This window comes from Corallococcus sp. CA054B, from assembly GCF_003611625.1.
Lineage (GTDB): Bacteria > Myxococcota > Myxococcia > Myxococcales > Myxococcaceae > Corallococcus > Corallococcus coralloides.
Genome location: NZ_RAVY01000114.1, coordinates 11,481 through 32,263 on the forward strand (window position 1 = coordinate 11,481; position 20,783 = coordinate 32,263).

Here is a 20,783-nt window from a genome sequence, read left to right on the forward strand (position 1 = left end):
CATGACGACGGACACTGCCGTGGGCCGCTTCGGCCGTTACGGCGGACGCTATGTGCCGGAGACCCTGGTCCCGGCGCTGCTGGAGCTGGAAGAGGCCTACGCGAAGGCGCAGCAGGACGCGTCCTTCGGCGAGGAAGTCACCCGCGTGCTGCGCGAATACGTGGGCCGTCCCACCACGCTGACGCCCGCGCACCGCCTCACGGAGGCGTGGGGTGGCGCGCAGGTGTGGCTCAAGCGCGAGGACCTGGCGCACACGGGCGCGCATAAAATCAACAACACCGTGGGCCAGGTGCTGCTCGCCCGGCGCATGGGCAAGAAGCGCATCATCGCGGAGACGGGCGCGGGCCAGCACGGCGTGGCCACCGCCACCGCGTGCGCGCTCTTCGGCCTGCCCTGCGAGGTGTTCATGGGCGCGCTGGACGTGGAGCGCCAGGCGCTCAACGTCTTCCGCATGCGCGCGCTGGGCGCGGTGGTGCGGCCGGTGGAGTCGGGCTCGCGCACGCTCAAGGACGCGATGAACGAAGCCATGCGCGTCTGGGTGTCGCAGGTGCAGGACACCTACTACGTCATTGGCAGCGCGGCGGGCCCGCACCCCTACCCCACCATCGTGCGCGACTTCCAATCCGTCATCGGCCGGGAGATCCGCGCCCAGACGCTGGCCACGATGGGCCGGCTGCCGGACGCCATCATCGCGTGCGTGGGCGGCGGCTCGAACGCCATCGGCGCGCTGCACCCCTTCATTCCGGACACGTCGGTGCGGCTCGTTGGCGTGGAGGCCGCGGGCCACGGCCTGGACTCCGGCCAGCACGGCGCGTCGCTGACGCTGGGCACGGAGGGCGTGCTGCACGGCTCGCGCTCGCTGGTGCTCCAGGACGAGCACGGCCAGATTCAGGAGGCGCACAGCATCTCCGCCGGCCTGGACTACCCGGGCGTGGGGCCGGAGCTGGCGCACCTGGCGAAGACGGGACGCATGGAGGTGCGCACCGCGACGGACGACGACGCGCTCACCGCCTTCTACGAGGTCGCGCGCACGGAGGGCATCCTCCCCGCGCTGGAGACATCGCACGCGTTCGCGGCGGCGCGCTCGCTGGCCCGCGATATGGGCAAGGGCAAGCACCTGGTCATCAACTGCTCGGGCCGGGGTGACAAGGACGTCGCGACCATCTCGGCGCGCGGCGTGCCACCGGCCACGGGGGTGAAGTCATGAGCACGGAGCTGGGCAAGGCGTTCGCGAAGGCGAAGGCCCGCGGAGAAGGCGCGCTGGTGGCGTACGCGATGGCGGGCGACCCGGACCTGCCGAAGTCCGTGGAGGTCTTCGCCGCGATGGTGGAGGGCGGCGCGGACGTGCTGGAGATTGGCGTGGCGTTCAGCGACCCCATCGCGGACGGCCCTGTCATCCAGGCCGCGTCGGAGCGGGCGCTGAAGGCCGGCGCCACCCTGCGCCGCGTGCTGGATGAAGTGGTGCCGGAGGTGCGCCGCCGCTGTCCGGAGACGCCGCTGGTCATCATGACCTACGTCAACGTGGTGATGGCCATGGGCGAGGAGCGCTACGCGAAGCTCGCTCGCGAGCGGGGCATCGTCGGCACCATCCTCCCGGACCTGCCGCCGGAGGAGAGCGCGGGCATCCGCGCCGCGTTCGACAAGGAGGGCGTGGACCTGGTGCCCCTGTGCGCGCCCACCACGCCGCCCGCGCGCGCGGAGGCCATCGCGAAGGACGCGCGAGGCTTCGTCTATTGCGTGTCCGTGGCGGGTGTCACCGGCATGCGCGCGGAGCTGCCGCCGGACCTGTCGCAGCGGCTGGACCTGGTGAAGCGCGCCGCGTCCGTGCCGGTGGTGGCGGGCTTCGGCATCTCCAACGCGGACACGGCCCGGCCGCTGGTGGCCCACGCGGACGGCGTCGTCGTGGGCAGCGCGCTGGTGAAGGCCGCCCACTCGGACGGCCCGGCCGCCGCGAAGCAGCTCTGCGCGGACATCAAGCGCGGCCTGAAGCGCTAAGGTCCCTCTCCACGCGCCGGCACATTGCCGGCGCCAGGAGACCGGACATGCACACCCCGCCCATCCTGGGGCCCACCCTCGAAACGCCGCGCCTCATCCTGCGTCCGCCCACGCTCCAGGACCTGGAGGGCTTCGTGGCCATGATGGCGGACGAGGAGACCGCGCGGTACATCGGCGGCCTCCAGCCCCGCTCCAACGTGTGGCGCGCCGTCTGCTCCATGGCCGGCTCCTGGGTACTCCAGGGCTTCGCCATGTTCTCCGTGTTCGAGAAGTCCACCGGCAAGTGGGTGGGCCGGCTCGGGCCCTGGCAGCCCGCGGAGTGGCCGGGCCCGGAGGTCGGCTGGGGCCTGTCTCGCGGCGCGTGGGGCAAGGGCTACGCGACGGAGGGCGCGGCGGCCACCATCGACTGGGCCTTCGACCACCTCGGGTGGACGGAGGTCATCCACTCCATCTCCCCGCCGAACGAGCCGTCGAAGCAGGTGGCCCGCCGCCTGGGTTCGCGCTTCCTGCGCATGGGAATGCTGCCGGCGCCCTACAACGACCATGCGGTGGAGATCTGGGGCCAGAGCCGTGAGGATTGGCGGACACGCAAGCGGTAGCGCGTGCACTTTTCCCTCCCGTCCCGCCACGGGCTGACACAGATTGGCGCCATGAACGCACGCGCCCCCCAGGTGGTCCTCGTCCGTCACGGTGAGACGGAGTGGAGCCGCAGCAGCCAGCACACCGGCCGCACGGACCTGCCGCTGCTGGAAGAGGGCCGCCAGATGGCGGAGCGGCTGCGCGCGCCTCTGGGCAAGTGGCGCTTCGCCGCCGTGTGGACCAGCCCGCTGGCGCGCGCGCTGGAGACGTGCGTGCTCGCGGGCTACGGCGACGTGGCCCAGAAGAAGAACGACCTGATGGAGCTCAACTACGGCGACTACGAGGGCCGCACCGGCGCGGACATCCGCACCACGCGCCCGGACTGGACGCTGTGGAAGGACGGCGTGCCCAACGGAGAGACGCTGGAGGAGGTGGGCGCCCGGGCCGACCGCATCATCGCGGAGGCGAAAGCCCTCCAGGACGACGTGCTCCTCTTCTCGCACGGGCACATGCTGCGCATCCTCGCCGCGCGCTGGCTGGGCCTGCCCCCGGACGGAGGCAGGCTGTTCCACCTGGGCACCGCGTCCGTCAGCGTGCTGGGCTCCGAGGCCGGCGGCAAGCAGCCGGTCCTCGTGAGCTGGAACGACACCACGCACCTGAAGGACTGACGTCCGTTACAGCTTCCCCTCCAGGAAGTTGCGCACCAGCGACGGGCCCTCCGGCGTCAGCACGCTCTCCGGATGGAACTGAAGGCCCACCACCGGCCGCGTGCGGTGACGCAGCGCCATCACCAGTCCGTCCTGGCTCCACGCCGTGGCCTCCAGCTCCGCGGGCATGGACTCCGCCGCCACCACCAGCGAGTGGTAGCGCGCCGCCTGGAAGCCCTGCCGCACGCCGGTGAAGACGCCGGTGCCCTCGTGACGGATGTGCGCCGCCTTGCCGTGCACGGGCTCCGGCGCGCGCACCACCTGCCCGCCGAACGCCGCGCCAATGGACTGGTGTCCCAGGCACACGCCCAGCACCGGCACGCGAGACTGGGAGATGGCCGCCACGCTCACCCCGGCCTCGTGCGGCGTGCACGGCCCCGGAGACACCACCAGGTGGGACGCGCCCGACGCCGCGATGCCCGCGACATCCAGCGCGTCGTTGCGCACCACCTTCACCTCCGCGCCCAGCGTGTAGAGCAGCTGCACCAGGTTGAAGGTGAACGAGTCGTAGTTGTCGATGACGAGGATCACCGCCCACCTCCTTCGCGAGCCAGGCGCAGCGCCGCGGCCATGGCGCCCGCCTTCGCCTCCGTCTCGTCCGCTTCCTTCATGGGGTCCGAGTCCGCCACCAGCCCCGCCCCGGCGGTCCACATCGTGCGGTCGCCATCCACGAAGAAGGTGCGCAGCGCGATGGCCACGTCCAGCGTGCCGCAGAAGGACAGGTAGCCCACCGCGCCGGCATAGGGCCCGCGCCGCATGGGCTCCAGCTCGTCGATGATCTGCATCGCGCGGATCTTCGGTGCGCCCGACACGGTGCCCGCGGGGAAGGTGCTCGCCAGCGCGTCCAGCGCGTCGAAGCGCGTGGTGTCCAGCTTGCCGCGCACCTGGGACACGATGTGCATCACGTGGCTGTAGCGCTCAATGATCATCAGGTCCTCGATGCGCACCGTGCCCGGAGCCGCCACGCGGCCCACGTCGTTGCGCCCCAGGTCCACCAGCATGATGTGCTCGGCGCGCTCCTTCTCGTCCGCGAGCAGCTCCTTCTCCAGCGCCTGATCCTCGGCCTCGGAGCCACCCCGGCGGCGCGTGCCCGCGATGGGCCGCACCACCACGTCCCCATCGCGCACCTGCACCAGCAGCTCCGGCGACGCGCCCACCAGCGCGCGGGCCTCGCCCAGGTCCACCAGGAACAGGTACGGAGACGGGTTCACGCGCCGCAGCGCCCGGTAGAGCGACAGCGGAGGGATGGCGCCCTTCGCCTCGAACCTGCGCGCGAGCACCGCCTGGAAGCAGTCTCCCGCGCGCACGTACTCCTTCACCTTGTCCACCGCCCGGGCATAGCCCTCGCGGTCCCAGCACGCGACGGGGGCCGGCGCGTTCTTCTGCGCGGGAACGGCGGCGTAGGCCTCCGGCGGCAGCGGCCGGCGCAGCTTCTCCGCCAGCGCCTCCGCGCGCGCTTCCGCGTCCTTCAGCGCCGCCGCGACGCTGCCGTGCAGCGCGGGCCGCGCGATGGCGATGGCCTTGAGCGTCTGGGTGCGCGTGTCGTGGGTGACGAAGTCCTCCGCGATGAGCCACTCGGAGTCCGGGAAGCCCGTGTCGCGCGGGTGGCGGTCCGGCACGCTCGGCTCGAACCACGACGTGGCGTTGTAGCCCAGGTAGCCCACGAGCCCGCCCAGGAAGGGTGCCTCGCCCGGCAGCGTCGCCACGGACAGCTCGCGCCACAGCGTGCGCAGCACATCCAGCGGCCGTCCCTCGCGGCGCTCCTCATGCGAGCCACGCCACAACGTGAGCCCGTCCCGGTCCAGCCGCACGCGGCCCGCCGGGTTCACGCCCACGTGGCTGTAGCGCCCGAAGCGCTCGCCGCCGTAGCACGACTCGAGGATGAAGCCGCGGCTTCCACCGCCCAGCTTCAGGTATGCCGACAGCGGTGTATCCAGGTCCGCCGGCAACTCCACCGACACCGGCACCGCCTGACCTGCTTCCGCGCGCTGCCGGTAGGCTGCCTTCCGCTCCTGTGCATCCATGGTCGATTGCCCTGACCCCCTCATCCATCACCCGGAGGGGCTCCCGGGTGCCCGGCCTTCCGGGCCCTGCACCTAAGGCTTCGCGACGGGCTTCGCCTGAGCGAACACGCCGTCCTTCCACTGATAGACCTCGCGCTCCGTAACCGTCCGCGGCTTGCCTTCTTCCTCTTCCTCGATGCTCGTGCGGACCACCAGCGCCCGCTTCGCGGCTGCCTGGAAGGAGACCTTGAACGTGCTCTCGTTCGGGGGATCCATCAGCCCGCCCAGCTCCAGCGCCAGCTTCGCCTTGCCGAGCACGCCCGGCTTCCCATTCGCCCCTGTGTAGCTCACATAGGACGTGACGAAGTCGCCACACCGCTCCGGCGCGGAGTCCAGTTGCAGCAGCGTCACGCCCGCCTCCTTCGCGGGGACCAGCGTCACCGTCACCGGGCCGCCCCGCCCTCCACCGTAGTCCGTGGACGCGACCGCCACGTCCACGCTGCTCACCCGGCGAGGCGGCTTCACGTTCGGCTCCAGCACGCGCACGCGCGCCTTGAACTCGTTGCTCATCACCACCGTGGCCACTTCCATCTCGCCGTCCCCGTCCAGGTCGGCCTCGAAGCGGAACGGCGTGAGCGTGTTGCCAAAGACCCAACCCGTGACGGGAGCCGCGCCTGGAGCCGCCTTCGCGTCCACGACGGCCACCTGGTACCAGGTGTTGATGTACTCGCCGACCGTCGCGCGAGCCCCCGCCTTCAGCACACGCACGGGCGTGCCCAGCATCAGCGTCCGCACCACGCCCGCGTCCGCCGCCGCGCTCGCGCGCAGGTTCGCCTCGTCCACGCCCAGGTAGAGCGTCTGGCCCGCCGTGAAGGCAGTGAACGAGAAGCCCTCTGGATCCGGCGCGCTCTCCTCCGTGAACGGTGAGCTGTATTCGAGCACCGCGTCCGAAGCCGGGGAGGACTGGGCCAGGGTGAGGGACAGGAGGAGCGCGGGCGTCGTCAGCATCACGAAAGGGTCCGGAAGTGAGGGTTCCCGGGTTTATCCCCTGTCCCCGCCCACCATCCAAGGGGCCCTCCGGTCCCTGGCTTCGTCGTTTGGAGCGCAAGCAAGGTGAGGACGGACGCCCGCCCCCTTGTCAGCGGAGCACGCTGGAGGGTCCGGCCGTGGGTGGCCCCTGTTCCAAGGCCTCGTTACCTCTAGAGGACCGTGGCCACCGCGACCCACCAGGAACGAACGCCGCTGGTTTCCGTGACGCCGCTGGGCCTGTATTGCCAGGCAGGGAACTTCTACATCGACCCCTGGCGTCCGGTGGAGCGGGCGCTCGTCACGCACGCGCACGGCGACCACGCCCGGAGCGGGAGCAAACGCTATCTGGGGGCAGCCCCCGGCCGGGGACTCCTGCAACGCCGCCTGGGAGCGGACGCGGTCATCGACACGCTGGAGTACGGCGAGAAGCTGACCGTGGGCGACACCACCGTGAGCTTCCACCCGGCGGGCCACGTGCTGGGCAGCGCGCAGATCCGCGTGGAGCACCGGGGTGAGGTGTGGATCATCTCCGGCGACTACAAGCGCACGCCGGACCCCACGTGCGCGCCCTTCGAAGTGGTGCGCTGCCACACCTTCATCACCGAGGCGACGTTCGGCCTGCCCATCTACCGCTGGGATGAGACGAGCCTCGTGGCCCAGGACATCCTGCGCTGGTGGGACGCGAACCGCGAGGCAGGCCGCTCCGCGGTGCTCTTCTGCTACGCGCTGGGCAAGGCACAGCGCCTGTTGGCGGAGCTGGGAAAGCTGACGGACCGGCCGGCCTACGTGCACGGCGCCGTGAACGGGCTCGTCACCGCGTACCGCGAGGCGGGCATCGCGATGCTGCCCACGCAGATGGTGTCGGAGACGGAGAAGGGCACGTCCTTCGCGGGGGCGCTGGTGCTGGCGCCGCCGAGCGCGGCCGGCTCCACGTGGATGCGCCGCTTCGGTGAAGCGGAGACGGGCTTCGCGTCGGGGTGGATGCGCGTGCGCGGCAACCGGCGCCGTCGTGGCTACGACCGGGGCTTCGTGCTCTCCGACCACGCGGACTGGCCGGACCTGCTGCGCACGGTGGCGGACACGCAGGCGGAGAAGGTGCTCGTCACGCACGGCTACACCGACCCCTTGTCGCACTACCTGCGGGAGCGGGGCGTGGATGCCTCGCCGCTCGCCACGCCCTTCGAGGGCGAAGCGGAGGACTGACGCGTGCGAGCCCTGGCCGACCTCTACGACACGCTCGACCAGACGACCTCCACCAACGCGAAGGTGGAGGCGATGGCGCGCTACTTCCGGACGACGCCGCCGGAGGACGCGGCCTGGGGCCTGTTCTTCCTCACGGGTCAGAAGCTCAAACGGCTGCTCACGTCGAAGCTGCTGGTGGGCTGGACGCAGGAGCTCACGGGCATCCCGGACTGGCTCTTCGACGAGGTCTACGCGTCGGTGGGAGACCTGGCGGAGGTGATTGCGCTGCTGCTCGACGGAGCGAACCTCCCGCCCGAGCACGCCGAGGAGCTCCCCCTCTCACGGTGGCTGGAAGAGCGCATGTTGCCTCTACGCGGCCTGGACGCGGCGGAGCAGCGCGAGCGCGTGGTGGGCTGGTGGAAGTCCATGCCCCGCCGCGAGCTGTTCCTCCTCAACAAGATGCTCACAGGCGAGCTGCGCGTGGGCGTGTCCAACACGCTGGTGGTGCGAGCCATCGCGCAAGTTACAGGCTTGCCGCCGCCCAGCGTGGCGCACCGGCTGATGGGCACGTGGACGCCGACGAAGGCGTTCTTCGAACAGCTCGTGGCGCCGGACGTATCGGACGGGCACGTGTCGCGCCCCTATCCCTACTACCTCGCGTCGCCGCTGGAGCAGCCGGCGGAGTCGCTGGGTGAATTGAGCGACTGGCTCGTCGAGTGGAAGTGGGACGGCATCCGGGGCCAGCTCATCCGCCGCCAGGGCGACGTGTTCCTCTGGAGCAGAGGCGAGGAGCTGATCACCGAACGCTTCCCCGAAATCACCGAAGCCGCACGGGCCCTGCCCGAAGGCACGGTGCTCGACGGCGAGGTGATGGCCTACGAAGACGGAGTTCCCCTGCCCTTCGCCCGGCTCCAGCGCCGCATTGGCAGACAGAAGCTCACGCCCAAGGTGCTCGCGGAGGCCCCCGCCGCGTTCGTCGTCTACGACCTGCTGGAGCAGGACGGAAAGGACCTGCGCGAACTGCCCCTGCGCGAGCGCCGCGCGAGGCTGGAGGCCCTGCTCAAGGACCACCCGCGCTTCCCCATCTCCCCCACGGTGACGGCCTCTTCCTGGGAGGCGCTGGCGGAGCTGCGCAAGGAGTCCCGCGCGCGCAACGTCGAAGGCCTGATGATCAAGCGCCTGGACTCGGTGTACCAGACGGGGCGCAAGCGCGGCGATTGGTGGAAGTGGAAGATCGACCCGTACACGGTGGACGCGGTGCTGCTCTACGCGCATCCGGGTCACGGCCGGCGCTCGTCGCTCTACACGGACTACACCTTCGCGGTGTGGAACGGCGAGGACCTGCTGCCGGTGACGAAGGCCTACTCGGGCCTCACCGACGAGGAGATTGGCAGGCTGGACCGGTGGATCCGCGCGCACACGCGGGAGAAGTTCGGCCCGGTGCGCTCGGTGGATCCGGAGCAGGTGTTCGAGCTGCACTTCGAAGCCATCGCCCCGTCCCCGCGCCACAAGTCAGGCATCGCCCTGCGCTTCCCACGCATCGCCCGCTGGCGCGCGGACAAGACGGCGCGCGACGCGGACACGCTCGACTCACTGAAGGGGCTGCTGCATGCAGCCCACTAGGCCCCGCCGCAATCGCATGCGCGGCAAGCACGCGCCGGAACAGCAGACCGAATCACCGAAGCCCACCAGGACTCGCGCGAAGCGTCCCGCGCCCCGGAGCCCATCCCCATACAAGGGCACGCCGCTGGCTCAACTCCGCCAGTGGTTCGCCTCCAAGGGCTGGACGCCCTACGCCTTCCAGGAAGAAGCCTGGGCCGCCTACGCCAAAGGAGACAGCGGCCTCATCCACGTGCCCACCGGCGCGGGAAAGACCTACGCGGCCTATATCGGCCCGCTGGCGGATGTGGCGGAGCGCAACCAGAAGGGCCTCCAGATCCTCTACCTCACGCCACTGCGAGCGGTATCGCGTGACGTGGAGCAGGCCCTGCGCGAACCGCTGATGGCCTTGGACGCGGACCTGGAGGTGGAGAGCCGCACGGGCGACACATCCTCTTCCGTGCGCCAGCGTCAGCGTGAACGTCTACCCCAGGTGCTCATCACCACGCCGGAATCCCTCTCGCTCCTCCTGACGCAGGAGCAGGCCGCGGAGAACTTCGCCTCACTGCGCGCCGTCATCGTGGACGAGTGGCACGAGCTCCTCGCCTCCAAGCGAGGCACCCAGGTGGAACTGGCCCTGGCCCGCCTGCGCCACTTCGCACCGGACCTGCGCATCTGGGCGCTGTCCGCCACGCTCGCCAACCTGGACGAGGCCGCGCGCACCGTCGTGGGCACGGACCGCAAGCCCACGCTGGTGAGCGCGGACCTGCAGCGCCCGGTGGATGTTGAGACGCTGTTGCCAGAAGAGGTGGACACCTTCCCGTGGGCCGGGCACCTGGGCTTCTCCATGTTGCCGCGCGTGGCGGACTGGCTGGACCCCACACAGTCCACGCTCCTCTTCACCAACACCCGCTCACAAGCGGAGCGCTGGTTCGAAGGCCTGCGCTTCCTGCGCCCTGAATGGGAGCACCTGCTCGCGCTGCATCACGGCTCCATCGACCGCGAGGAGCGTGAGCGCGTGGAGGGAGGCCTCAAGGACGGAAGCCTGCGCCTCGTCGTATGCACGTCCTCGCTGGACCTGGGCGTGGACTTCGGCCCGGTGGAGCGCGTCATCCAGATAGGAAGCCCCAAGGGCATCGGCCGAACGCTCCAGCGCGCGGGCCGCAGCGCGCACCGCCCAGGCGCCACGTGCCGCATCCTCTTCGTCCCCACGCACGCGCTCGAGCTGGTGGAGATGGCCGCCGCCCGCGACGCCATCGCGCACCGCGATGTGGAGCCGCGCACGCCCCTGTCCAAGCCGCTCGACGTGCTGGCCCAGCACCTGGTGACGTGCGCACTGGGAGGAGGCTTCACCCGCGAGGCCCTTCGCGACGAAGTCCGCACCGCGACGAGCTACGCGTCCCTCACCGACGAGGAGTTCGACTGGGCCCTCACCCTGGTGCGCGAGGGAGGCCCCACGCTGCGCGCCTACCCGGAGTTCCGCCGCGTGGTGGAGGTGGACGGCCGCTTCCGCGTGCCCGACGTGCGCCTCGCCCGGCTGCACCGGCTCAACATCGGAACCATCACGTCGGACGCGTCCGTGCAGCTGCGCTACTGGAGCGGCGGCACCCTGGGCACGGTGGAGGAGTCCTACGTCAGCCGCCTGAAGCCCGGAGACACCTTCCTCTTCGCGGGCCGCCGGCTGGAGTTCAGCCGCTTCAAGGACATGACGGCGTACGTGAAGCCCGCGAAGGCCAAGGCCACCCAGACACCGCGCTGGGGCGGCAGCCGCCTGCCCCTGTCCACCTCGCTCGCGTCCGCGATGCGCCGCACGCTGGAGGCCGCGCGGCAGGGCGACGTCACGCGCGACGAGATCGCCGCCGCCTGGCCCATCCTGGACGCGCAGGCCCGCCTGTCGCGCATCCCCGGCGACGGCGGCTGTCTGGCGGAGACCTGCCGCACGCGGGACGGCTACCACCTCTTCCTCTACCCCTTTGAAGGAAGGCTCGTGCACGAAGGCCTGGCGGCGCTGCTCGCCCTGCGCCTCACGCGCCTGCGGAAGGCCACCTTCAGCCTGTCCGTGAACGACTACGGCCTGGAGCTGATCACCTCCACGCCCTTCCCCTTCGATGAAGCCCTGCGCCCCGCACTCTTCACCCGCGAGCACCTGGTGGAGGACATCCTGGAGAGCGTGAACCTGAGCGAGCTCGCGCGCCGGCAGTTCCGCGACATCGCCCGCGTGGCTGGCTTGGTGATGCCGGGCCTGCCCGGAGCGCGCAAGTCCACCCGTCAGGTCCAGGCCAGCGCCGCGCTCCTCTACGACGTCTTCGTGAAGTACGACCCGGACAACCTCCTCCTGCGACAGGCGCGCCGCGAGGTCCTCGAGCATCAGTTCGAACAGGGCCGGCTCGCGCGCACCCTGGAGCGCCTGGAGGCACACCCCGTCGAGGTCGTCCACGTCCACCGGCCCTCGCCGCTGGGCTTCCCGCTCGTCGTCGAGCGCATCAGCGCCAGCGTGTCCAACGAATCCCTGCTGGACCGCGTGCAGCGCCTCAAGGAGCGATGGTCCCAGGCCGATGCCAGACCCGCGTAGCGGACGCGGACGTGGAGCTGCTCCCGGAACGGGCCTTGCACTGGCCCCAGGCCGGCGTGCTCGCGGTGGCCGACCTGCACTGGGGCAAGACGGAGTCCTTCCAGCAGCACGGCATCCCCCTCCCACTGGGGGTCCTGGATGACGACCTGGCCCGTCTCTCCTCCGCCCTCACCGCCACCGGCGCCCGGCGCCTCCTATTGGTGGGGGACCTGGTGCACTCACGCCAGGGGCTTACCGGCGACGTCATCCGTCGCGTGAATACCTGGCGCGAAGCTCATGCTTCACTAGAAGTCGTGCTGATACGCGGCAACCACGACCGCCATGTGCGGACCCTTCCGCCCTCCTGGAGGATGGAGGACCGCGCGGAGGGATTAGACGAAGGCCCGTTCCGCTTCGCCCATCACCCGGAGCCGGCCGCCGGGCGCTACGTCTGGGCCGGGCACCTGCACCCCATGGTGCGGCTGTCGGGTGGGGCGGACCGGCTGCGGCTGCCCTGCTTCCACCTGGGCCCTGGCGTGGGCGTCCTGCCCGCGTTCAGCGCCTTCACGGGCGGTGTGGACATGCGGCGGGGCAAGAAGGACCGCGTCTACGCCGTCGCCGGCACCGCGGTGGTGGAGGTCTAGCGCGATGAGCTCCGGCGACCCGGACTCCAAGTCACCGCGATTCATGCGTAGCGCGCACCGTCGCACCCTGTAGCGCGCGCCCTGAGAGGAATTGATCTCCGAGGGAGAGGCCCCCTCGCGCAAAGCTCCCTTCCGATCGCCAGAAGCGGGATTCATCACCGCGCGCGGACAACTTGTCGCAACCGCCCCGGAAGGTGCTAAGCGCTCCTTATTCCCACTCCCCACAGAATGGTTGACACTGCCGTGCTCATGAATGATGGTCCCGCGCCGCATTGGGTCGGGAAGTTCATGAGGGACCCGCGCCCACGGCACCATCCTAGAGGTTCGTTGGACGTGACTGCCTTGCCGTCTGAGCGCCAGGAGCCACCCCCCGCCCGGTCCACCGGGACCGGGACGGCCCCCCTGACTTCCGCGCCGAACGGTTTTCCCGCGTCCACCCCTGCTTTCATGTCGCCTTCAGTCCCCTTGCCCCTGGTCCTGGTATGAGCGGCCCTCTCTTCCCACGCTGGACGAATACGGTGTCGCGCCTGTCGGCCGCGATGCTCCTCGCCGTGCCCGCCATCGCCATCGGCGGCCTCTTGGCCTACGTGCGCTCTCCGCTCGTGACCAATCAGGCACGCCCGGTGGAACAGCCCATCGAGTTCGACCACCGGCACCACGCCGGTGACGAGCAGATCGACTGTCGCTACTGCCACTGGACGGTGGAGAAGTCCCCGTCGGCGGGCATCCCTTCCACCACGGTCTGCATGTCCTGCCACGCGCAGGTGTGGAACAAGAGCCCGTACCTCACCGAGGTCCGCAAGGCGTTCTTCGCTGACCAGCCCATCCCCTGGGTCCGCGTCCACAACCTGCCGGACTACGTCTACTTCAACCACTCCATCCACGTGGGCAAGGGCGTCGGCTGCGCCACCTGCCACGGCCGCGTGGACCAGATGGGCGCCATCGAGCAGTCCGCGCCGCTGACGATGAGCTGGTGCCTGGATTGCCACCGCAACCCCGGCCCCAACCTCCGGCCCCCGGAGTTCATCACCAGCATGACCTGGGCGCCCCCCACGGCGAAGGCGGAAGCTGAGGCCCTCGCTGAGACGCTCATCAAGGAATACGACGTTCACTCGCGCACGAGCTGCTCCACATGCCACCGATGAACACCAAGCCTGACAGCGCGCCCGCGCAGGAAACCCCCTCGTCCTTCGCGCTCCCGGTCGTCTCGGGCCGCAACGAGGCCGCCCCCCACGCGCACGCTCACGACGACGTCGTGGGCGAGGCGCTCGAGCACGCCTCCACCCGCGCCGTCCCGGCGGAGGGCGCGTACGGCAAGACGTACTGGCTCGGCCTGGAGGAGAAGCTCGCCACGCCGGAGTTCCTGGAGGAGACCCGCCCGGAATTCCCCGTCGGCGCGGACCTTCCCCCCACCGGCTTCGCCCGCCGCGAGTTCATGCAGCTGATGGGCGCGTCGCTCGCCCTGGCCGGCGCCACCGCGTGCAGCACCCGTCCGCAGGATGAGCGGATGGTGGCGTACACGAAGACGCCGCCGGAAGTGACCCCGGGCAACCCGCTGCACTACGCGTCCGGCATGACGCTCGGAGGCCACACCTCCGGCCTGCTCATCACCGCGCGCGAAGGCCGCCCGGTGAAGATCGAAGGCAACCCCCAGCACCCCGTGAACCAGGGCGCTGCCGGCGTCTTCGAGCAGGCGTTCCTGCTCTCGCTCTATGACCCGCAGCGCGCCCGCGTGCTGCGCCAGGGCAACAACCCCCGCTCGCTGCGCGTGCTGGCCGAGGACATCTCCGCCCTCGTCAGCCAGAGGGCCGCGGCGGACGGTGGCAGCCGCCTGCGCTTCCTGACGGAGCCCATCAGCTCGCCGACGCTGCGCGACGTGACGGGCCGCATCCAGAAGAAGCTGCCCAACGCGCGCTTCCACACGTTCTCGTCCATCACGGACTCCGCCGCCGCGCAGGCGAACCGCGCCCTGTTCGGCCAGCCGGTCCAGGCCGTCTACGACCTGAGCCGCGCGGACGTCATCGTCTCCCTGGACGCGGACTTCCTGGAGAGCCGCCCGGAGAACCTGGCCCTCAACCGCCAGTTCGCGGACCGCCGCGACCCGAAGAACGGCGAGCTCAACCGCCTGTACGTGGCCGAATCCCGCATGTCCATCACCGGCGGCATGGCGGACCACCGCAAGCGCGTGAAGTCCGCCGAGGTCTTCGGCATCGCCGCCGCGCTGGCGCAGGCCGTGGGTGGCCCCGCCGCCAGCCTGGGCGCGTCCGGCAAGGCCGGCTCGCTGAGCCCGGAGACCCAGTCGTGGGTGCAGGCCGTGGCCCAGGACCTCAAGTCGAAGGCCGGCCGCTCCGTGGTGCTCGCCGGTGAGCGCCAGCCCGCCGCCGTGCACGCGCTGGCGCAGGCCATCAACGCCGCGCTGGGCAACGTGGGCACCACCGTGAAGCTCGTCCCGGCCGCCGCCCCGGAGGCCTCGGGCCTGTCGGAGATCAGCGCGCTGGTCGCGGACATCAAGGCCGGCAAGGTGGACACGCTGGTCATCACCGCCACCAACCCCGTCTACGCCCTGCCGGTGGACGCGGGCCTGGCGGAGGTGCTGGACCCCAAGCAGAACGCCAACCGCAAGGCGCTGTCCGTCCTGTACGCGGGCCACTACGAGGACGAGACCTCCAAGTTCGCCGACTGGTTCGTGCCCCTGGCGCACCAGTTGGAGACCTGGAGCGACGGCCGCGCGGCCGACGGCACCGTCAGCATCGCGCAGCCCCTCATCCAGCCGCTCTTCAACGGCGTGCCGGAAGCGGAGCTGTTCGCGCTGTTCCTCGACGAGCCCTTCCGCCCCGCCTACCAGTTGGTGCGTGACTACTGGGCCGCGCAGGGTGGCGAGGCTGGCCGCGCCGACTTCGAGACCCGCTGGGAGACCTGGGTCTCCGAGGGCATCGTCCCCGGCAGCACCGCCGCCGCGCTGACGACGGCCGCCCCGGACACGGGCGCCGCCTCGCAGCTGGTCGCCGCCTACCAGCCGCCCGCGGCCGGTGAGCTGGAGATCAACTTCGTCCACGACTACCGCGTCCTGGACGGCCGGTTCGCCAACAACGCGTGGCTCCAGGAGACGCCGGACCCCATCACGAAGATCGTCTGGGAGAACGCCGCCATCCTCAGCCCGGCCACGGCCAAGAGGCTGGGCCTGGAGAACAACCACGTCGCGGAGCTGGAGTACGGCGGACGCAAGCTGCAGGTCCCCGTCACCATCCTCCCCGGCAACGCGGACGACACCGTCACCGTGGCGCTGGGCTACGGCCGCACCGGCCTCCACGAGGTCGTGGCCAAGGACATCGGCTTCAACGCCAACCTGCTGCGCAGCGTGAACGCCCCCTGGTTCGACGGCGGCGCCAAGCTGACCAAGGTCCGCGGCAGCCACAAGTTCGCCCGCACCCAGTACCACTGGCGCATGGAGGGCCGCCCGCTGGCGCTCGACATGACCGTCAGCGAGCTGGCGCACCCGTCGAAGGAGACGGAGCACACGCTGGAGCGCGTCCAGGCCAAGCACGAGCTGGGCAAGCAGAACAACCTGCCGGACTTCCAGTACGCCACCAAGCCGGAAGAGGGCTACAAGTGGGGCATGTCCATCGACCTGTCGCGCTGCACGGGCTGCAACGCGTGCGTCGTGGCGTGCCAGGCGGAGAACAACATCCCCGTCGTCGGCAAGGAGCAGGTGGGCCGCGGCCGTGAGATGAACTGGCTGCGCATCGACCGCTACTTCCAGGGCGATGAGAACGACCCCGCCATGGTCATGCAGCCCGTCGCGTGCGTGCACTGCGAGAAGGCCCCCTGCGAGTACGTCTGCCCGGTGAACGCCACCGTGCACTCGGACGAGGGCCTCAACGACATGGTGTACAACCGCTGCATCGGCACGCGGTACTGCTCCAACAACTGCCCGTACAAGGTCCGCCGCTTCAACTACCTGCACTACACGCAGGGCAAGACGCCGACCGAGAAGATGCTGATGAACCCGGACGTCACGGTGCGCAACCGCGGCGTCATGGAGAAGTGCACCTACTGCGTGCAGCGCATCGAGCGGGTCCGCATCAACGCCCGCGTCGAGAAGCGCCTCATCCAGGAGAAGGAGCTCCAGACGGCGTGCCAGCAGACCTGCCCCACGCAGGCCATCGCCTTCGGCTCCCTGGCGGACCCCGCCCAGCGCGTCACCCAGCTCCACGAGGACGAGCGTGCCTACCGGCTGCTGCACGAGCTGGGCACCCGCCCCCGCACCGCCCACCTCATCCGCCTGCGCAACCCCAACCCTGCCCTCGTGCCCGCCGCCCCTGCTGATGCCGCGCCGGCGCACGAAGGAGGTCACTGACCGTCATGGCCGAGACCGCACACCTCCCGCTCGACCCCCTCGAGCCCCGGGACCTCGTCGCGCCGCACCACGACGACAAGTCCCTCAATGAAACCCTGCTCGACCATGTCTGGCGCAAGCCCGGCAAGGGCTGGTTCATGCTGCTGGGCATCTCGTCCGCGGCGCTGGGCCTCCTGGTCGTCGGTGTCACGTACACCCTCGCGCGCGGCATCGGCGTGTGGGGCAACAACCAGCCGGTGGGCTGGGCGTTCGACATCATCAACTTCGTCTGGTGGGTCGGTATCGGCCACGCCGGTACGCTCATCTCCGCCATCCTCCTGCTCTTCCAGCAGAAGTGGCGCACGAGCATCAACCGCTTCGCGGAAGCCATGACGCTGTTCGCGGTCATGTGCGCGGGTCTCTTCCCGCTGCTCCACACGGGCCGTCCCTGGTTCGCCTTCTGGCTGTTCCCCTACCCCAGCACCCTGGGCGCCTGGGCGCAGTTCCGCTCGCCGCTCGTGTGGGACGTGTTCGCCATCTCCACGTACCTCACGGTGTCCGCCCTCTTCTGGTTCGTGGGCCTCATCCCGGACCTGGCCGCCCTGCGTGACTCGTCCAAGACGAAGCTGCAGCGCACCATCTACGGCCTGTTCGCCCTCGGCTGGCGCGGCTCCGGCCGCCACTGGCACAACTACAAGATCGCCTACCTGCTGCTGGCCGGCCTCTCGACGCCACTCGTGGTGTCCGTGCACACCATCGTGTCGTTCGACTTCGCCGTGTCCCAGATTCCGGGCTGGCACGCGACCATCTTCCCGCCCTACTTCGTGGCCGGCGCCGTGTTCAGCGGCTTCGCGATGGTGATCACCCTCATCGTGCCCGCCCGCAAGTACCTGGGCCTCCGGGACGTCATCACGGACCGCCACCTGGAGAACATGAACAAGGTCATCCTGGCGACGGGCCTGCTCGTGTCCTACGGCTACCTGATGGAGCACTTCATCGCCTGGTACTCCATGAACCAGTACGAGTTCTGGACCTTCTACGTGAACCGCGCCACGGGCCCCTACGCCGGCGTGTACTGGCTGATGATCGCCTGCAACGTCATCACCCCGAACATCTTCTGGTTCAAGAAGGCCCGCACCAGCATCCCCATCATGTGGGTGGCGTCCATCGCGGTGAACATCGGCATGTGGTGCGAGCGCTTCATCATCATCGTGACGTCGCTCTCCCAGGACTTCCTGCCCTCGTCGTGGGACATCTACACGCCGACCTGGGTGGACTGGTGCATCTACATCGGCACGCTGGGCCTGTTCGGCACCCTGTTCCTCCTGTTCCTCAAGTTCGTCCCGGCCGTCGCGGTGAGCGAGGTGAAGGAGCTCCAGTTGGAGCTCAAGCACGCCGCGCACGCCAACAGCCACGGCGCGGACACCGGCGGCGCGGGCACCCTCACCCACGGAGCGCACTAGCATCATGGAAGCCAAGGTCCTTGATTCCTGGGTGTTGGCCGAGTTCGCCACGCCTGAAGCCCTCGTGGATGCCACCCGGCAGATGCGGGAAAAGGGCTTCCAGGGCATGGACACCTACTCCCCCTACCCGCTCCACGGCGGGTCGGAGGCGCTGGGTCTGCCGCCCTCTCGCGTGCCCTTCATCGCCCTGGGTGGCGGCCTCACCGGCATGGTGACCGCCCTCACGATGCAGACGTGGATGAACAGCATCGACTACCCGCTCAACGTGGGTGGCCGTCCCATCCTGAGCCTGCCGGCCTGGGTGCCCATCACGTTCGAGTTGAGCGTGCTGTTCGCCGCGTTCGGCATCTTTTTCGGCCTGCTCGGCCTGAGCAAGCTGCCGCAGCCCTACCACCCGGCCTTCGAGTCGGAAGAGTTCCGCAGCGCGTCCACGCACGGCTACTGGCTGAGCATCCCGCACCCCACGGGCACGGACGCCGCGGACGTCAAGAACCAGCTGACGGCCCTGGGCGCGACCCACGTGACCGTTGTCTCGGGAGAGAACGAATGAGGTGGCTCATCCCCGCCGCCGGGCTCGCCGCGCTCACGGGCTGCAACGTCAGCTCGGAGTTCCTCCAGCGCATGGAGACCCAGGCCAAGTACGAGTACTACGAGACGTCCGAGTTCTGGCCGGACGGCCGCGCCATGCGCGTGCCCCCCGCCGGCACCGTCCCGCGCGAGCGGCCGGTGGGCAACCCGGGCATCTCCACGGGCCGCGCCAACGGCGTGGCCGTGAACGCCATCCCGCTGCCGGTGGACAAGCACCTGCTGGAGCTTGGCCAGAAGAAGTACAACATCGTCTGCTCGCAGTGTCATGGCGTGCTCGGCGACGGCAACAGCGTCGTCGCGGAGAACATGGCGCTGCGTCTGCCGCCGTCCCTGCTGGAGCTCGCGGACAAGCCGGCCGGCCACTTCTACACCGCCATCAACGAGGGCTACGGCATCATGCCGTCCTTCTCGGGTGAGCTCGACACGCGTGAGCGCTGGGCCGTCGTCGCCTATGTGCGCGCGCTGCAGGCCGCCCGCAGCACCGCCGGGACGCAGCCCGTCCCGCAGGAGAACCGATGACTGCCATGGAGCGCTACACCGGCACGCCCAAGCTGATGGTGCCCGCGTTCGGCCTGGGCGTGGTGGGCCTCGTGCTCACCGCCGTGGGCTTCTTCATGAACCCGGAGGCGACCAGCTTCAGCTTCCTCTTGGGCTTCACCTACTGGGTCGGCATCAGCGTGGCCGCCCTCATCATGCTGGCCATCTTCCACACGGCCAAGGCGAAGTGGCCCATCGTCCTGCGCCGCGCCATGGAGACCATCTCCATCGCGGTGCCCGTCTTCGCGGTGCTCATCCTCGCCCTCATCCCGATGATGAAGTACCTCTACCCCTGGGTGGATGGCTCTCCGCTGGCCGCCAACATCCACGGCATCGAGGTGGAGCACCTTCACCACAAGAAGGAGCACTACCTGAACCTGGGCTTCTTCGCCGTCCGCCAGGTCATCTACTTCGCGGTGTGGATCTTCGTCTCCCACCGGCTGTACAGCTGGAGCACCCAGCAGGACGAGGTGGGCGGGCTGGAGCTCACCGTCAAGCAGCGCAAGTTCTCCCCGGGCGCCCTGCCCTTCCTGGCGCTGACCATCACCTTCGCCGCCTTCGACTGGCTGATGAGCCTCACCCCGCTGTGGCAGTCCACCATCTTCGGCGCCTACTACTTCGCCGGCAGCTTCCTGGCCGCCTTCTGCGTCCTCACGCTGGCCACGGTGCGGGCCCAGGGCAAGGACCTCTACGGCAGCCTGGTGAAGACGTCGCACTACCACAACCTGGGCAAGCTCATCTTCGCCTTCACGGCGTTCTGGGCCTACATCGGCTTCTCCCAGTTCCTGCTGGTGTGGATCGCCAACATCCCGGAAGAGGCGCCCTGGTACGGCCTGCGCATGTTCGGCCCGTGGCGCGGCGTCTCCTACGTCATCTTCTTCGGCCACTTCGTGCTGCCGTTCTTCACGCTGCTGTCACGCAAGCTGAAGGAGAAGCCCGGGACCCTGGCGGTGGCCGCCACCTACATGCTTCTCATGCACGCCGTGGACCTGTATTGGCTCATCTGGCCGGCGTTCTCCGGTGAGGCCGGTCCGACGTTCCACTGGACGATTCTCACGGCCTTCGTGGGCGTGGGCGGTGTCGCGGTGGGCTACGCCCTGTTCCGGGCGCGCGGTCGGTACACCTTCCCGGTGAAGGACCCCTACATCGCGGAGTCCCTGAGGTACGTGCAGCCATGAAGAAGACCCAGTCCGAAGTCGAATCGCGGGTCATCGTCGGCGCGCATGGCGTGGCGGCCGAGGAAGACCACCTCGTCATGGGGAAGATCATCGGCGTCGGTGTGGGCGCCATGGTCCTCTTCTTCGTGGGCGCGGTGTGGGCCTGGCGCATCCAGGTCGTCACCATGGAGGAGGCCCAGCCGGACGGTCCTCCCCCGCGTCCCGCCGCGGTGGGCCAGTACGAGGTGGGCATCGTGAACCAGCGCCTGTTCGAGCAGGACTGGCGCGCGGCGGAGAAGATTGGCGGCCAGCACCAGGCGCTGAAGAACGGCTGGGGTGACCAGCCGGGCGTCACCGCCCACAAGTCGCTGGAGCAGGCCATGGGCCAGGTCATCACGACCGAGGCCCAGAAG

General features: G+C 69.8%; 18 protein-coding genes. 15 read left to right on the plus strand and 3 right to left on the minus strand.

Going from position 1 to position 20,783, the window contains the following annotated elements; translation table 11 throughout:
- Position 1 precedes the first annotated feature (1 nt).
- Genes trpB through D7V80_RS25060 form a run of 4 tightly spaced genes read left to right on the plus strand, consistent with a single transcriptional unit; the run spans position 2 to position 3,242 of the window.
- Positions 2-1,207 carry a tryptophan synthase subunit beta gene (gene trpB / locus D7V80_RS25045; protein ID WP_120590566.1) on the plus strand — a complete coding sequence of 402 codons (1,206 nt, stop codon included), beginning with the start codon at positions 2-4 and terminating at the stop codon, positions 1,205-1,207.
- Positions 1,204-1,995, plus strand: a complete 792-nt coding sequence (gene trpA, locus D7V80_RS25050) for a tryptophan synthase subunit alpha (protein WP_120590567.1) — start codon at positions 1,204-1,206, stop codon at positions 1,993-1,995. The genes trpB and trpA overlap by 4 nt, the downstream gene beginning before the upstream one ends.
- 47 nt (positions 1,996-2,042) lie before the next feature.
- Positions 2,043-2,594, plus strand: a complete 552-nt coding sequence (locus D7V80_RS25055) for a GNAT family N-acetyltransferase (RefSeq protein ID WP_120590568.1) — start codon at positions 2,043-2,045, stop codon at positions 2,592-2,594.
- A 51-nt stretch (positions 2,595-2,645) separates the two neighbouring features.
- A complete protein-coding gene (locus D7V80_RS25060; RefSeq protein WP_120590569.1) occupies positions 2,646-3,242 on the plus strand; it encodes a histidine phosphatase family protein in 597 nt (198 codons plus the stop codon).
- A gap of 6 nt (positions 3,243-3,248) precedes the next feature.
- Here D7V80_RS25060 and D7V80_RS25065 read toward each other — a convergent pair whose 3' ends face one another.
- From D7V80_RS25065 to D7V80_RS25075, 3 genes are all read right to left on the minus strand, one after another.
- Positions 3,249-3,812: an aminodeoxychorismate/anthranilate synthase component II gene (locus D7V80_RS25065; protein WP_014399385.1), complete on the minus strand. Its 564-nt coding sequence runs from the start codon at positions 3,810-3,812 to the stop codon at positions 3,249-3,251.
- Positions 3,809-5,305, minus strand: a complete 1,497-nt coding sequence (locus D7V80_RS25070; RefSeq protein WP_120590570.1) for an anthranilate synthase component I family protein — start codon at positions 5,303-5,305, stop codon at positions 3,809-3,811. The genes D7V80_RS25065 and D7V80_RS25070 overlap by 4 nt, the downstream gene beginning before the upstream one ends.
- Before the next feature lie 72 nt (positions 5,306-5,377).
- The gene (locus D7V80_RS25075) at positions 5,378-6,292 is read right to left on the minus strand and encodes an SH3 domain-containing protein (protein WP_233585701.1); all 915 of its coding nucleotides are present in this window, start codon (positions 6,290-6,292) and stop codon (positions 5,378-5,380) included.
- Positions 6,293-6,493: 201 nt separating this feature from the next.
- On the opposite strand from D7V80_RS25075, the gene D7V80_RS25080 reads away from it, so the two are divergent.
- The 11 genes from D7V80_RS25080 to D7V80_RS25130 all read left to right on the plus strand — a co-directional run.
- A complete protein-coding gene (locus D7V80_RS25080) occupies positions 6,494-7,516 on the plus strand; it encodes a ligase-associated DNA damage response exonuclease (protein WP_120590571.1) in 1,023 nt (340 codons plus the stop codon).
- Between the two features lie 3 nt (positions 7,517-7,519).
- The gene (locus D7V80_RS25085; protein ID WP_120590572.1) at positions 7,520-9,118 is read left to right on the plus strand and encodes an ATP-dependent DNA ligase; all 1,599 of its coding nucleotides are present in this window, start codon (positions 7,520-7,522) and stop codon (positions 9,116-9,118) included.
- Between the two features lie 16 nt (positions 9,119-9,134).
- The gene (locus D7V80_RS25090; protein WP_370452536.1) at positions 9,135-11,666 is read left to right on the plus strand and encodes a ligase-associated DNA damage response DEXH box helicase; all 2,532 of its coding nucleotides are present in this window, start codon (positions 9,135-9,137) and stop codon (positions 11,664-11,666) included.
- Entirely contained in the window at positions 11,636-12,289 is a 654-nt protein-coding gene (gene pdeM / locus D7V80_RS25095; RefSeq protein WP_120590574.1) for a ligase-associated DNA damage response endonuclease PdeM, read from the plus strand. Before D7V80_RS25090 ends, pdeM begins: the two co-directional genes overlap by 31 nt.
- 482 nt (positions 12,290-12,771) lie before the next feature.
- Positions 12,772-13,434, plus strand: coding sequence for a cytochrome c3 family protein (locus D7V80_RS25100; RefSeq protein ID WP_120590575.1), 663 nt, complete (start codon positions 12,772-12,774; stop codon positions 13,432-13,434).
- Positions 13,431-16,646, plus strand: coding sequence for a TAT-variant-translocated molybdopterin oxidoreductase (locus D7V80_RS25105; protein WP_120590580.1), 3,216 nt, complete (start codon positions 13,431-13,433; stop codon positions 16,644-16,646). Before D7V80_RS25100 ends, D7V80_RS25105 begins: the two co-directional genes overlap by 4 nt.
- 5 nt (positions 16,647-16,651) lie before the next feature.
- On the plus strand, positions 16,652-18,088 hold the full coding sequence (nrfD, locus tag D7V80_RS25110) for an NrfD/PsrC family molybdoenzyme membrane anchor subunit (RefSeq protein WP_120590576.1): 1,437 nt from the start codon (positions 16,652-16,654) through the stop codon (positions 18,086-18,088).
- A 4-nt stretch (positions 18,089-18,092) separates the two neighbouring features.
- Positions 18,093-18,638 (plus strand): DUF3341 domain-containing protein, encoded by a 546-nt coding sequence (locus D7V80_RS25115; RefSeq protein ID WP_014399395.1) that lies wholly within the window; start codon positions 18,093-18,095, stop codon positions 18,636-18,638.
- Complete coding sequence (locus D7V80_RS25120) at positions 18,635-19,195, plus strand: cytochrome c (protein WP_014399396.1); 561 nt, start codon at positions 18,635-18,637, stop codon at positions 19,193-19,195. Before D7V80_RS25115 ends, D7V80_RS25120 begins: the two co-directional genes overlap by 4 nt.
- Positions 19,192-20,391 (plus strand): hypothetical protein, encoded by a 1,200-nt coding sequence (locus tag D7V80_RS25125; protein ID WP_120590577.1) that lies wholly within the window; start codon positions 19,192-19,194, stop codon positions 20,389-20,391. The genes D7V80_RS25120 and D7V80_RS25125 overlap by 4 nt, the downstream gene beginning before the upstream one ends.
- Positions 20,388-20,783 (plus strand): hypothetical protein (locus D7V80_RS25130; protein ID WP_233585703.1); only part of this gene is annotated, 396 nt, incomplete at its 3' end. The genes D7V80_RS25125 and D7V80_RS25130, both read left to right, overlap by 4 nt.

What these genes read in the sequence shown, in the direction of transcription:
- trpB (WP_120590566.1), top strand. Translation starts at nt 2, where the DNA reads ATGACGACGGACACTGCCGTGGGCCGCTTCGGCCGTTACGGCGGACGC.
- trpA (WP_120590567.1), top strand. Translation starts at nt 1,204, where the DNA reads ATGAGCACGGAGCTGGGCAAGGCGTTCGCGAAGGCGAAGGCCCGCGGA.
- D7V80_RS25055 (WP_120590568.1), top strand. Translation starts at nt 2,043, where the DNA reads ATGCACACCCCGCCCATCCTGGGGCCCACCCTCGAAACGCCGCGCCTC.
- D7V80_RS25060 (WP_120590569.1), top strand. Translation starts at nt 2,646, where the DNA reads ATGAACGCACGCGCCCCCCAGGTGGTCCTCGTCCGTCACGGTGAGACG.
- D7V80_RS25070 (WP_120590570.1), bottom strand. Translation starts at nt 5,305, where the DNA reads ATGGATGCACAGGAGCGGAAGGCAGCCTACCGGCAGCGCGCGGAAGCA.
- D7V80_RS25075 (WP_233585701.1), bottom strand. Translation starts at nt 6,292, where the DNA reads ATGCTGACGACGCCCGCGCTCCTCCTGTCCCTCACCCTGGCCCAGTCC.
- D7V80_RS25090 (WP_370452536.1), top strand. Translation starts at nt 9,135, where the DNA reads ATGCGCGGCAAGCACGCGCCGGAACAGCAGACCGAATCACCGAAGCCC.
- pdeM (WP_120590574.1), top strand. Translation starts at nt 11,636, where the DNA reads ATGGTCCCAGGCCGATGCCAGACCCGCGTAGCGGACGCGGACGTGGAG.
- D7V80_RS25100 (WP_120590575.1), top strand. Translation starts at nt 12,772, where the DNA reads ATGAGCGGCCCTCTCTTCCCACGCTGGACGAATACGGTGTCGCGCCTG.
- D7V80_RS25105 (WP_120590580.1), top strand. Translation starts at nt 13,431, where the DNA reads ATGAACACCAAGCCTGACAGCGCGCCCGCGCAGGAAACCCCCTCGTCC.
- nrfD (WP_120590576.1), top strand. Translation starts at nt 16,652, where the DNA reads ATGGCCGAGACCGCACACCTCCCGCTCGACCCCCTCGAGCCCCGGGAC.
- D7V80_RS25115 (WP_014399395.1), top strand. Translation starts at nt 18,093, where the DNA reads ATGGAAGCCAAGGTCCTTGATTCCTGGGTGTTGGCCGAGTTCGCCACG.
- D7V80_RS25120 (WP_014399396.1), top strand. Translation starts at nt 18,635, where the DNA reads ATGAGGTGGCTCATCCCCGCCGCCGGGCTCGCCGCGCTCACGGGCTGC.
- D7V80_RS25125 (WP_120590577.1), top strand. Translation starts at nt 19,192, where the DNA reads ATGACTGCCATGGAGCGCTACACCGGCACGCCCAAGCTGATGGTGCCC.